Annotated in this window: 5 protein-coding genes; 2 read left to right on the top strand and 3 right to left on the bottom strand. The window is 66.5% G+C overall.

Annotated features, from left to right (window positions below):
- The first annotated feature begins 109 nt into the window (after positions 1 to 109).
- Complete coding sequence (locus CKW22_RS27430; protein ID WP_033698701.1) at positions 110 to 358, top strand: hypothetical protein; 249 nt, start codon at positions 110 to 112, stop codon at positions 356 to 358.
- Between the two features lie 199 nt (positions 359 to 557).
- Here the strand turns inward: CKW22_RS27430 and CKW22_RS26085 are convergent, their stop codons facing one another.
- The 3 genes from CKW22_RS26085 to CKW22_RS26075 all read right to left on the bottom strand — a co-directional run bounded on the left by CKW22_RS26085 (position 558) and on the right by CKW22_RS26075 (position 11,804).
- Positions 558 to 1,289 (bottom strand): Crp/Fnr family transcriptional regulator, encoded by a 732-nt coding sequence (locus tag CKW22_RS26085; RefSeq protein ID WP_033698699.1) that lies wholly within the window; start codon positions 1,287 to 1,289, stop codon positions 558 to 560.
- A 75-nt stretch (positions 1,290 to 1,364) separates the two neighbouring features.
- Positions 1,365 to 10,001, bottom strand: a complete 8,637-nt coding sequence (locus CKW22_RS26080; RefSeq protein WP_095065545.1) for a GH36-type glycosyl hydrolase domain-containing protein — start codon at positions 9,999 to 10,001, stop codon at positions 1,365 to 1,367.
- 90 nt (positions 10,002 to 10,091) lie between these two features.
- Positions 10,092 to 11,804 (bottom strand): FAD-dependent oxidoreductase, encoded by a 1,713-nt coding sequence (locus CKW22_RS26075; protein ID WP_033698695.1) that lies wholly within the window; start codon positions 11,802 to 11,804, stop codon positions 10,092 to 10,094.
- Positions 11,805 to 11,988: 184 nt separating this feature from the next.
- Between CKW22_RS26075 and CKW22_RS26070 the strand changes: the two genes are divergently transcribed.
- Entirely contained in the window at positions 11,989 to 12,765 is a 777-nt protein-coding gene (locus CKW22_RS26070) for an IclR family transcriptional regulator (protein WP_095065543.1), read from the top strand.
- The last annotated feature ends 48 nt before the right edge of the window (positions 12,766 to 12,813 follow it).

The raw sequence follows: 12,813 nt of genomic DNA, 5'->3' as shown, positions 1-12,813 counted from the left end.
GCGCGCGCGACAAATGCCGCGACGGCAACTGGTCCGATATAAAACTGCGCTGAGCCTGGAAGGCGCACACTCGTCTTAGCTCAGGACTTCTGAGCATTGAGAGGTGCGTATGACCACTGGCAAGCGCTTCACAGATGTCGATGCCACGGGTGTCGAACCTGGGCAAGACGAAGACTGGCCAACCGGGAAAGATGAAGACGATAGCGAGGACGTCAAGCGTTCTCGACCCGAAGATCGCGATGACTACCTCGACGAGTCGCCCAGGGAAAGCGAAAAAGGATCAGGTCGTCCCGACCCCTCCAGAGCCTCGGCGGCTGAACGCTACAGCTATCAGCCACAGCAGAAGATAAGGCCATAGGCTAATGCTGCTCACTTAGGGCTGCTTCGCAGCCCATCGCGGCACAAGGCCGCTCCTACAACGACCGCGCAAGCCAACATGTACAGGCCTCACGCGGACACTGTAGGAGCGGCCTTGTGCCGCGAAAGGGCCGCAGAGCGGCGTTGGCGATCTTGAGTGGACAGCATTGGGCCATAGGCCTGTTATCCGTGACCCTTAGCTAAACGGTGGGGCGTGCTTGTGGCAGATAGGGGAGCAGGCGCTCGGTCTCCTTCCTGACCACGGCGTAGCATTCGCAGCTGAGCTGTTCCAGGTGCGCCCTGTCGAGCACCCTGATGTGCCCTCGATTGTATTCGATCACCCCCAGCCGCTGGAGTTTGCCAGCGGCATCGGTCACCCCCTCGCGACGTACGCCCAGCATGTTGGCGATCAGCTCCTGGGTCATGCACAGCCGGTCACCCGGCAGCCGATCCAGCGATAGCAGCAGCCAACGGCACAGTTGCTGGTCGATGGAGTGATGCCGGTTGCACACCGCCGTCTGCGCCATCTGGGTAATCAGCGCCTGGGTGTAGCGCAGCATCAGCATCATCAGCTCGCCATGACGGTTGAACTCGTCCTTCAGGCGCTGCCCGGGCAGGCGGTAGGCATGCCCAGCGCTTTGCACGATCGCCCGGCTGGGGGTGCTCTCGCCGCCCATGAACACGGCGATGCCGACCAGCCCTTCATTGCCCACCACCGAGATTTCCGCTGAGGCGCCGTTCTCCATCACATACAGCAGCGAGACGATTGCATCGGTTGGGAAGTAGACATGGCGCAGGGTGTCGCCGGACTCGTAGAGCGCCTTGCCGAGCGGCAGGTTGCTGCGTTCCAGGTGCGGTTGCAGGCGGCCGAACGTTTCTGCCGAAAGCGCGGCCAACAAGTGATTGTGCAGGGGGCTGGACGTAGGGGGCATTGCTTGGCACCGTCGAGGGCTGCGGCTGAAGCAACAAGGTTAGCCCAGCGCGCAGGTGCTGCCGTGCGGCAGGCCTCAATGGGTGGGCAAGGCTGACGGCTGGTACTCGGCGATCACCTGGTGCAGCACGCCATCATCCTTGAGTGGCAGCACCGCTTGGGCCAGTTGCTGGCCGTCGAGGGTCAGGGTCAGTTCGGTGTCAGCGCCGTTGCGCACTTCTATGCGGTACGGGGTGCTGCCAAAACGGTAGTGCAGGGTTACACCTGGCCAGTCCGCCGGCAGCAGCGGCTCGATCCGTAGGGTGTCACCGCAGCGTTGCAGGCCGAGCAGGCTTTCCACGATCAGCCGGTACATCCAGCCCGCCGAGCCTGTGTACCAGCTCCAGCCACCGCGCCCTGCATGGGGGGCGACGGCATAGACATCGGCGGCCATCACATAGGGTTCGACCTTGTAGGTTTCGATCAGCCCGCTAGCACCCTGGCGCACCGGGTTGATCAAGCGCAGCAGTTCCCAGGCCTTGGCGGCATCGCCCAGGCGGGCATAGGCCATGCTCGCCCAGATGGCCGCGTGGGTGTACTGGCCGCCATTTTCGCGCACGCCGGGCAGGTAGCCCTTGATGTAGCCGGGGTCCAGGTCGCCGTGGTCGAAGGGTGGGTCGAGCAGTGTGACAATACCGATGTCGCGGCGCACCAGGTGCTTGTCCAGCGCCGCCATGGCGGCCTGCGCGCGTGCCGGCGGGGCAACCCCGGAAAGCACCGCCCAGCTCTGCGCCACGGAGTCGATGCGGCATTCCTGGTTGCTTGCCGAGCCGAGTAGCTGGCCGTTGTCGAACCAGGCGCGGCGGTACCAGTCACCGTCCCAGGCATGCTGCTCCAGGTGCTCGGCCAGGGTGGCGGCCTGCCGGCTGCACTGCAGGGCGAAGACGCTGTCGCCGTGGCGCAGGGCAACGCTGGCGAATGCCCGCAACACCTCGTGGCCGAAGAACCCCAGCCACACGCTTTCGCCCAGGCCTTGTTCACCGACGCGGTTCATGCCGTCATTCCAGTCCCCGCTGCCCATCAACGGCAGGCCGTGGGCGCCATACTGCAGGGCATGCCCGAGGGCGCGCTGGCAATGCTGGTACAGGCTCTCGACCAGGTTCGCCTGGGTGGGCAAGTCGTAATAGGACTCTTCACCCGCGTTCAGCGCACGCCCCTCCAGGTAGCCGACCGGCTCGTCGAGCACCGAGCGGTCACCGGTCAGCGCCACGTAGCGGCTGGTTGCCAGTGGCAGCCACAGCAGGTCATCCGAGCAGCGGGTGCGTACACCCCGTTGCAGGGGGGGGTGCCACCAGTGCTGCGCATCGCCTTCGGCATACTGGTGACCGGCGCAGTCGAGCAGGTGCTGGCGCGCCAGGGCCGGGGCGGCGTGGAGCATGGCCATGCTGTCTTGCAACTGATCGCGAAAGCCAATGGCACCGCCAGACTGGTAGTAACCGCTGCGCGCCCAGAAGCGGCAGGCAATCACCTGGTACAGCAACCAGCCGTTGGCCAGCACGTCCAGCGACGGCTCCGGGGTTTCGATCTGCACGCTGCCCAAGGTCTGGCGCCAGTAGGCACGCACTTTCTCCAGCGCATCCATGGCCGCGCGCAGCCCGCGGTATTGCTGTACACAGCGGCTGGCGGCTTCGGCGTTGGGCCCGGCACCCAGGCGAAACACCACCTCTCGGCGTTCGCCAGGCTGCAGCAGCACGTTGACCTGCACCGCCGCGCACGGGTCCAGCCTCGCGCCCGTGCGCCCCGACAACCGTGCCTGGTGCATGCCGGCCGGCGCCTGGCAATCGCCATTGCGCCCAAGGAACTCGCTGCGGTCGCAGGTAATGCCGTAAAAGGGCAGGTCGCAATCGACAAACCCCACATGCCTGGAAAACCCCTCGGCATAGCTATTGCGGGCAAACAAGGCGCCGCTGACCGGGTCGATCTCGCTGACTACATGCAGGGCCGACTTGCTGCGCAGATCGCCCAGCACCCACTCGACGTAGCAGGTCAGTGACAACCGCCGCGCCTGCGCCGAGCGGTTGTGCAGCTTGAGCCGGCTGAACTTGATTGGTGCATCCAGCGCGACATGTACCCATAACTCACTGTCCAGGCCGTCGTCGGTGTATTCGAAGACGCTGTAGCCAAAGCCATGGCGGGTGCGATAGCGGCCAGGGCCGGGGCACGGCATCGGCGTGGGTGACCAGTACTGGCCGCTGTCCTCGTCACGCAGGTAGAGGGTTTCGCCACTGGGGTCGCAGACTGGGTCGTTGTGCCAGGGTGTCAGCCGGTACTCGTGCGCGTTCTCGTACCAGGTATAGGCACTGCCGGCCTCCGACAGCACGCTGCCAAACTGCGGGTTGGCAAGGATATTGGCCCAGGGCGCCGGGGGTGGCTGAGCCTGGTCGTGGTGGATGACGTATTCCTGGCCGTCGCTGCTGTACCCCCCGTAGCGGTTGGCAAGCATCAGCGCGGGTGCGGGGGCCGGCGCAGGGCCATCGGCTTTCGCCTGCGGGGCTGCCGGGGCTGGCTCGAACGCGGCGGGTGCGGGCGGTGTGCGGCGGTGGTGCAGTTGTTCGGCGAGGGTGCCAAGGCTGTCGCTGAGCACCAGCCGCGCTACCGAAAGGGTCAGGGTGCGGTCCTCTGCCGACAGCTGCTGTGCGGGGCGCACAAAGATGCCCCCGGGCCGGTCGAGCAGCGCCGCCTCGCTGCCGGAGGTGACGATGCCCATGATCAGATCCTGCAATTGCTGGCGGTAACCGGCCTGGTCTTCGTTCCAGATCACCAGGTCCAGCGCCAGGCCCTTCTGTCGCCAATAGGCATGGGCAAGCACCATCTGCTTGACCAGGTTGATGTTGGCCGGGTCGCTGATCTGCACCAGCACGATTGGCAGGTCCCCCGACAGCCCTTGGCCCCACAGGCCTGACTGGCTGCGCCGGTTGTCGGCCAGCGGGACGCCGCGGGGCCGTAGCGCCGCGTTGGGGTAGATCACCGAAGCGGCCATCTGCTCGAACAGCCTGGCATCGTTGAGCGAGCCGTTGAGCTGGCGCAACTGCACCTGGCTGTGTGGCCAGGCGAGGTCGAACACCCGGTCGGCCAGGTGCCGGTCGCGGTACTTGGCGATCTGCTGCAGGCAGGCGTCGCGGCTGTCGGACACCCCTGTGACCAGGTCGACCGTGGCGTTCTGGCCGGGTGCCAGGCTGATACGGCAGCGGATCGCCACGATCGGGTCAAGCACCGCCCCGGCGGTGTCGGACAAGGCCTCTGTCTGCGCGTCCAGAGCCGCCGGGGCGACCAGCGTGCGGCCGCGCCCTATAAAGCGGGCGCGGTCGGTTTCGTAGGACACGGCATCGATGTCGGCGCCATGCACCGCGAGCACATGGCACATCCACGGCACGGCGTCCTGCTGCGAGCGCGGCCGCCTGGAACAGATGATGGCCTGCAGCGGGCGGACCAGTTCGGTCTGCACGAACAGCTTGCTGAACGCCGGGTGCAACGCATCGGCAAGGGCGGGTGCCAGCACCACCTCGGCGTAGCTGGTCAGCTCCAGGGTGCGCTGTTGGTCACCATGGTTGGTCAGGTGCAGGCGCCGCAGTTCGATGTCGTCCTCGGGGGAAACGGCTATTTCGGTGTGGCAGTCGAAGTCGCCTTCACGGATGCGGAACTCGGCGCGGCCATCACTGAAGATCGCCTCCTGGTTCTTGCCGCGATGCCGCGTCGGTTGGTAGGTGGTTGACCAGAACGCTGCGCTGGCGACGTCACGCAGGTAACAGAAGCTGCCCAGGGCGTCGCAGCTGGCGTCCTCGCGCCACCGTGTCAGCGCCATCGCGTCGCGCTTGCTGTAGCCACTGCCGACATGGTTGACCATGACGTGGTAGCGGCCGTTGGACAGCAACTGCACGGCGGGGTGGCGCCGATTCGGCTCGCTGAACACCCGCAAGCGTGTCTCACCGGATTGGCCCGCAGCGTCCACAGCCGGGGCCTGCAGGGTGTGCAGGTAGGGCGCGGCCGTTTTCGGTACGCGCTCCTGTAACAGCAGCATGCTCGCCTGAAATTGCGGGTCTGAGGCGAAGCGCCGTTGCATGGGTTTGTCCAGCAGCAGGGAGGTCAGGGCCAGCAAGCTCATGCCCTGATGGTGGGCCATGAACGAGCGGATCACCACGGCCTGCTGGCCGGGGGGCAGCCGTGACTCGCTGTAGTCAATGGCCTCGTACAACCCGAAGCGGCCGGCCAGCCCCAGCGTGCACAGGCGTTGCAGGTTTCGGCAGGCGGCGCCTGGCGCCACCAGCAGGGCGAGTGCACTGGCGTAGGGGGCGACCACCCGTTCTTCACCCAGGCCGCGCTTGAGGCCCAGGCCCGGTACGCCAAACGCCCGGTATTGGTAGTTCAGGTGAGCGTCCAGGGCGTTGTAGGCCGACTCTGAAACGCCCCAGGGGATGCCCAGCACGTTGCCGTGGTCGATCTGCCGCTCGACGGCGGCCTGGCAGGTCTGGTCGAGCAGGGTGCCTTCGTAGCTCGGCATCACCAGCAGCGGCATCAGGTATTCGAACATCGAACCCGACCAGGACAACAGCACCGGCACCCCGGCATTGCTGGTCAGCAGCCGGCCCAGGGCGAACCAGCTGGCCTGGGGCACCTGGCCCTGGGCGATGACCACGAAGTTGGTCAGGCGCATCTCCGATGCCAGCAAGTCATAGAAGGCTGAATCGAGGCGATGTTCATCGGCGTTGTAACCGATGGCGAACAGGTCACGCTGGTTGTCGTAGAGGAAGGTGAAGTCCATGTCGGCCATGGCGGCGATGCGCAGCGCCAGGCTTTGCGACTGGGCGATGCGCTGGCGGGCCAGCGTGCGTATGTCGGCCACGGCCGGACGTTCGGCGGCAGGCCACTGCTCTGGCAGCAGTTCGGCCAGCTGGCGCCAGCTCAATGGCGCCTGAAGCGTGGGGTCGTCGTTGCCAGGTGGCAACTGGAAGGCCTGCACTTCGCCGCCCAGGTCCAGGCATTGCTGGTGCATCGCCTGCAACCAGAACAGGCAGTCGTCGGCCTCGCCCGCGCGTGGCGCGTACTGCTGGATCAGCCCCTGTAGCTGCTCGGCGAGCTGTTCCAGCAGCGAGGCGGGCAGCGGGCCTGGCTGTTCATGGGCTTGCCAGAGCTGTTTGCCCAGGGCCTGGAGCGGCTCGTCGGCACGGCCCGCGGTGGTGAACGCTTCGCGCAGGATGTCCAGCGTGTCCAGCAGGCCCTGGCTCAGGCGGCGGTCCAGCACAGGGGTATCGGCCATCGCCAGCAGCCCTGGCCGCAGCGTCAGCAGCAGGGCGGCCAGGTTGCCGCTGTCCACCGCAGAGATGTAGAGCGGGTGCAATGGTGTTCGGGTCTGGGTGTCGTACCAGTTGTAGAAGTGCCCCTTGTAGCGCTCCAGCTGGCCCATGCTGTCGAGCATCTGGGTCAGGCGCTGGAACAGTCGGGCGGCAGTCAGGTAGCCGAAATCATGGGCTGCCAGGTGCGAAAGCAGGGCCATGCCGATGTTGGTCGGCGACGTGCGGTGGGCGATGCTGGGGAAAGGCGGCTCTTGCAGGTTGTCAGGCGGCAGCCAGTTTTCATCAGGCCCGACATGCCGGTCGAAGAACGCCCAGTTGCGCCGGGCCAGCCGATGCAGAAACCGCAGCTCCTGTGCCTGCGGCGCGAACGCGCTGCGCCCCCGCGTGCGGCTGAGCCACCAGGCCAGGGCCGGGCCAAGCAGCCACAGGGCAAGGATGGGGGCGGCCAGCAACAGCACACTCGGGCGCATCGCCAATGCTCCCACCAGCAACAGCACCAGCCCGGGTTGTACCCATTGTTCGCGATAGAACGCTTGCAGGGTATCGGCACTGGTGCGTTCGTCATCCCGCGAGGGGTTCCATTGCAGCAGCCGGCGTTTGCTCACGGCCAGGCGCCACAGCGTGCGGCAAATCGCATCCAGGCTGTAGAGGGTCTCGAACGGCAACCAGGCCAGCGACAACCCAGCCCGCACGAAATAGATGCTTGAGGTGTGCAGAGCCGCCAGCAGGTGTTCGGCCAGCGGCACATCGATGGTCTTGCGTAGCAGCTCGAGCAGCGAATCGAGCACAGGGCGGGTCAGTAGCAGGCCCAGCAGCGCGAGCGTCCACAGCAGCGGCGAGGCGCTGGCCAGCCAGCCCCACAGCAGCGCGCTCAGCAGGGCGGCCGGCTCCAGGCTGCGGCGCAGATTGTCGACAATCTTCCATCGCGACAGCGCGCTCAGCCCGCTTTGCGCCTGGCCTTGCAGCCCGGTGCGCGACCACGGCAGCAGCCAGGGCAGCAGTTGCCAATCACCCCGTATCCAGCGGTGGCGGCGCTTCACATCGGCGCTGTAGCGTGCCGGGTAGGCCTCGAACAATTGCACGTCACTGAGCAGGCCGGCATGGGCGTAGCAGCCCTCGATCAAGTCGTGGCTCAGTACACAGTTGTCGGCAAAGCGCCCCTCCAGTGCGCGTTCGAAGGCATCCACTGCGTAGATGCCTTTGCCAATGAACGAGCCACTGAGGAACAGGTCCTGGTACACATCCGACACGGCCAGGGTGTAGGGGTCGACCCCGGCATCGCTGCCGAACAGCCGCGCGTAGGTTGAGCGCGACACGCTGGGCAGGCTGATGCCCACCCGTGGTTGCAGGATCGCGTAGCCTGACTGCAGGCGACCGCTCGTGGCATCGAAACGTGCGCGGTTCAGCGGGTGCTGCATGGCGCCGACGAACTGCTGCGCCACATCGCGCGGCAACTGGGTGTCGGTGTCCAGGGTGATGACATAGCGCACCCGGTCCAGCGCGCGCAGGTCGCCGACGATGCGCATGAAACGCTCGGCGCCGCGCCCACGCAGCAGGGCATTGAGCTCAGCCAGCTTGCCGCGCTTGCGCTCACGGCCCATCCAGCAGCGCTCGGTGGCGTTCCACTCCCTGGGGCGATGCAGCAGGAAGAAGCGCTCGGCGCCGCTCGGGTACTTCGCATTCAACGCGCGAATACCGTCGCTGGCAAGGTCGAGCAGGGCCATGTCGTCGGGCCGGGTCTGCTCGGGGGCATCCATGAAGTCAGTCAACAGGGCGAAATGCAGGTGCTCGTCACGGTTGGCCAGAAAGCGCACCTCAAGGCCTTCGACCAGTTCCTCGACATCGCCGGCAGCGCCCAGCATGCTGGGCACCACGACCAGGGTACGGGCCTCGACGGGAATCCCTTCGGTGTAGTCCAGCCGGGGCAGGAACGCAGGCTTCACGGTCAGCGTCACCAGCCAGTTGACCAGGCCGAGGGCGAGCCGGCTGGTGGTCAGCAGCACCGGCAACGCCATGGCCGCTGCCACCCAGGTGGGCCAGCCTTCGGCGGCAATGCCAGCCACGAAGCCCCAGGCCAGCAGGCACGACAGCAGCGCCGCCGGCACCAGGTAGAAGGCCAGCGGCGCCCGGTGCAACAGGCGCTGCCAGCGCTCGGCAAGTGCCACCCGCGCAGCCAGCTGCCGTTCGAGCAGCAGCAAGCCATCGCCAGCCAGGTAATAACCGACATGCGCTGCCTGCTCGCGTGGTTGTGCGTGTGCGGCCTGCGCCAGCTCGATCGCCGTGCGCGCCACCTGTTCTTCACTGAAGGCGCTATGCCGTGCCAGCTGTTCGACGATGTGCCGATAGTGATCGCGGCTGGCGAAGTCCATGGCGGCATACACTGCCGCCGGGTCTTCGCCGAGGATGTGTTCGACGTGGCTCAGGTGTTCGACGAACAGCCGCCAGTCAATGGTCGACAGCAGGCGCAGGCTGCCGATGCTGTTGCTGATCGACACCTGGTCGATGGCCTGCTGCTGCGCATCGAGCTGCACATGGCGCTCGATACTCAAGGACGACTCGCTGAGCAACTGCTCGATCCAGGCCAGCGGCTGGGTGAGCGTGCTGCTGTGGCCCTGTAGTCGCCTGGCCAGTTCGGCGACGAAGGCGGTGGTCATGGGTGGGTCCGAGCGGGCCATGTCGGCCACCACCAGCACCACGCTCTTGGCATCGCGTTCGGCGGTTTCGCCAAGCTTGTCGGCCCAGTCATTGGCCAGGTCGCGGTCTGCCAGGCTGGCCATGACCCGGGCGGCGACGCGGCGCAGGTTTTCGATCAGCGCCAGCCTGAGCATGATCGGGATCGCCCACAGCTCGCCGAGGGTCAGCGTGGCGGTGTGCTGATACGCCTCGACGAAATGGCTCAGGCTCTCGGCATCGACCCGGCCATCACCGTGGCAGATGGTTTCCAGGGCAATGTCATAGACCCGCGGCAAGCCGCTCGAAGCGCCGGTGTCCAGGCGTGGCAGTTGCAGGCTGTAGTCGGCCGGCAGGTGGCGTTTGGCAATGCGGATATGGCTTTCGACCAGGTAGAAGTTGTCGAGCAGCCACTGCGCTGCAGGCAAGGTCGGGCGCGCGTCGGGCAGCGCGCTGGCGAGGGCCGAACAGCTGGCGTAGAGCATGCGTTCGTTGTCGGCCAGGCGTTCGAGCAGCGAGTCGTCGGCCGGCAGTTTGCTCAAACGGTGCTGGCTGGCCAGCCAGTTGCCATGGTCGGCCAGTTGCTGGGCGCTGTAGAGCTCCGAGCGCAGCAGGCTTTCGTAGGTGAACGTGTGGCGCGGCGCACGCCAGCGCCGGGCACGGTTGGCCAGGCGTTGCACGTAGGTGAGTGCGCGAAGCCAAGGGTTGTCCATGGTGAGTCGGGTGCCGTGAGCTGGCCGGTCAGGTGGGCAGTGTGCGCCGGCCAGGCCGTGCCGGTCTGTTCGGTAGCGTACAGACCCGCCTCATTGCGGTGCGTGAGCCCCGGCAATATGCCGCCCGGCCACGTAGCCGAAGGTCAGCGCCGGGCCCAGATTGATACCGCCGGAGGGGTACCAGCCGCCAAACACGCTGGCCATGTCGGTACCCGCCGCATACAGGCCGCCGATCGGTTGGCCCTGGTCATCCAGCACGCGTGCGTGGCCGTCGGTGCGCAGGCCGGCGAAGGTGCCAAAGCAACCTGGCTGCACCTTCACCGCATAGAACGGCCCTTGTTCGATCGGTGCGACGCAGGGGTTAGGCCCGCTGTAAGCCGGGTCACCTTGTTTGCGGTTGAACGGCGTGGAGCCGCGGCCAAATGCCGGGTCCTGGCCCAGGCGCGCATAGCGGTTGTACTCAGCGACGGTGGCACTCAACCCGGCTGGGTCGATGCCACAGGCGCTGGCCAATTGTTCGAGGCTGGCGCCGCGCTTGAGGTAGCCGCTGCGCAGGTGCGGCCATACCGGCAGCGGCGCGGGGCGAGCGTGGCCGAGGCCATAGCGACGCAAGAAGCGGTGGTCGCAGACCAGCCACGAGCAGGCTTGCTCGCCCTGCGGCACCGCCTCGAGCATGGCCGATACATAGTCGTAGTAACCGTGCGCCTCGTTGACGAAGCGTTTGCCACTGGCCAGTACCCCGATAACTCCCGGCTTGCCGCGCTCGATGATGTGCGGGAAGTGGCCGACACTGCCGTCGCGGTGCGGCACCTTGGAGACCGGTGCCCAGGCCACCGCTGATTTCAGGTCGGTGGCGACGACGCCGCCAGCCGACTCGCCAAGGCGCAGGCCGTCGCCCGAGCAGGACGGCGGGGGCAGGGCGAGGTTGTCATGGCCGGTGGCGTCACCGGCAAACAGCTGCTGGCGCCGCGCACTGTCGTGGGGGAAGCCACCGGCGGCGAGTACCACGGCTTTCGCCCGCACCGTCATATCGCCCTGCGGTGTGCCTATCACAGCCCCGCGCACCTGGCCGTCCTCGATCAGCAGGCGCTTGGCCGGGGCAGACTCCAGCAGGCGCACGCCAAGGTCTTCGGCCGACTTGGCCAGGCGCGCCACCAGCGCCACGCCGTTGACCAGGTGCATGGCCCGGCCATATCGGGCGAGGTGGTACAGGTGGCGGCCAAAGCGCTTGCACACCTGCACAAAGGCCCGTGGCGAGCGGGTCATGTTGAGGAAGGCGGCCAGGTCGGCACCGGCCATGATCGGCATGCCCATGAACGAGGTTTCACGCAGGGTCTTGCGCAGGCGCGGCAACAGCGCGCCAACCTCACGGGCATCATAGGGGGCGGCGATGACCTGGTGGCCGCCGGTGGCGGCGCCGGGTGTGTCGCCGTGCATGTCGGGGATAGCGTTGCCGTCGACGAACTGCAGGGCGGTGTGTTGCTCGAAAAAGGCGACCATGTGCGGGCAGGCCTGGAGGAAGGCATCCACCCGTTCAGCGTCGTAATGCGCGCCCAGCTCGTTGCGCAGGTAGGTGCGCGGCTGCTCGATGTCTTCTTCGATACCGGCGCGGCGCGCCAGCGGGTTGCGTGGCACCCAGGCCCAGCCGCCGGACCAGGCGGTGGCGCCGCCGAACACAGGCGCCTTCTCTACCAGCAGCACGCGTTGCCCATGCCAGGCAGCCGTTACTGCCGCGGCCAGGCCGGCTGCGCCGGAGCCAATGACCAGTACGTCGTATTCGGCTTGCAAGGTGTCGGTGGGCATTGCAGGGTCTCCGGGGCTATTATTGGAATGTGATTCCATATTTTTCCCGTGTGACGACTTAAGTTGCAAGCCGCGCCGCGTGGTAATGGTCGATTACCGGACACTTCAGCGTAGCGCTGCTGCACGGTGGCCTTGGTTGTGGAATCATCTTCCAGAATTCGCCACATTTTCAGGGACCTTAGTCATGGCTGGTAGTCAGATCGAACGCGCCTTCAGTCTTGTAGAAAGCCTTACCGGCGAGCCTGAGGGCCTTGCCCTGCAGACCCTGGCCGAGCGCCTGGAGATTCCCAAGAGCGCCACCCACCGCATGCTGGCCGAGCTGATTCGCCTGGGCTACGTGCGGCAGAACCGCGACAACAGCCGCTACCAGTTGTCTGCCAAGCTGGTGGCGCTGGGCTTTCGCTACCTCTCCAGCAGTGGTGCCGACATCATCCAGCCGATTCTCGACCGCCTGGCCCAGGACAGCGGCGAGCTGGTGCGCCTCGGTGTGATCGACGGTAGCCGCCAGACTTGGATCGCCAAGTCCCAGGGAGCGCGCTCGGGTTTGCGCTACGACCCCGACATGGGCCGCGATGCGCCCTTGTTCTACACCGCCTCCGGGCATGCCTGGCTGGCCAGCCTGAGCGATGCCGATGCCGTGCAGATGGTGTTGCGCCAGGGCATTGCCGACCCCGCGCAGTTCGGCCCGAATGCACCGCGCTCCACGGACGAGCTGCTGGGCTACCTGCAACAGGCACGCGAGCGGGGCTATGCCTGGGTCGAGCAAACCTCGGCAGTGGGCACGTCGGCGTTGGCCGCCGTGGTGCGGCGCCCCCGTACCGATGAAGTGATTGGCGTGCTGAGCATTGCAGGCCCCAGCGCACGGCTGGCGCCTACGCGTTTGCCTGAACTGGCGGCGCAGCTGTTGGCCGCAGCCGACGAGCTGTCCGCCGCCAGCCAGGCCAGCGAACTGTTTGCCTGACATGCGCAGGCCTGTGCGTTTGTGGTCGATAACCGCACAGTCTGTGGG

It is taken from the genome of Pseudomonas sp. Irchel s3f19, from assembly GCF_900187555.1.
Classification (GTDB): Bacteria; Pseudomonadota; Gammaproteobacteria; order Pseudomonadales; family Pseudomonadaceae; genus Aquipseudomonas; species Aquipseudomonas capeferrum.
Note: the sequence above shows the minus strand (reverse complement) of the source record. Positions and strands in the feature narration are given on the sequence as shown.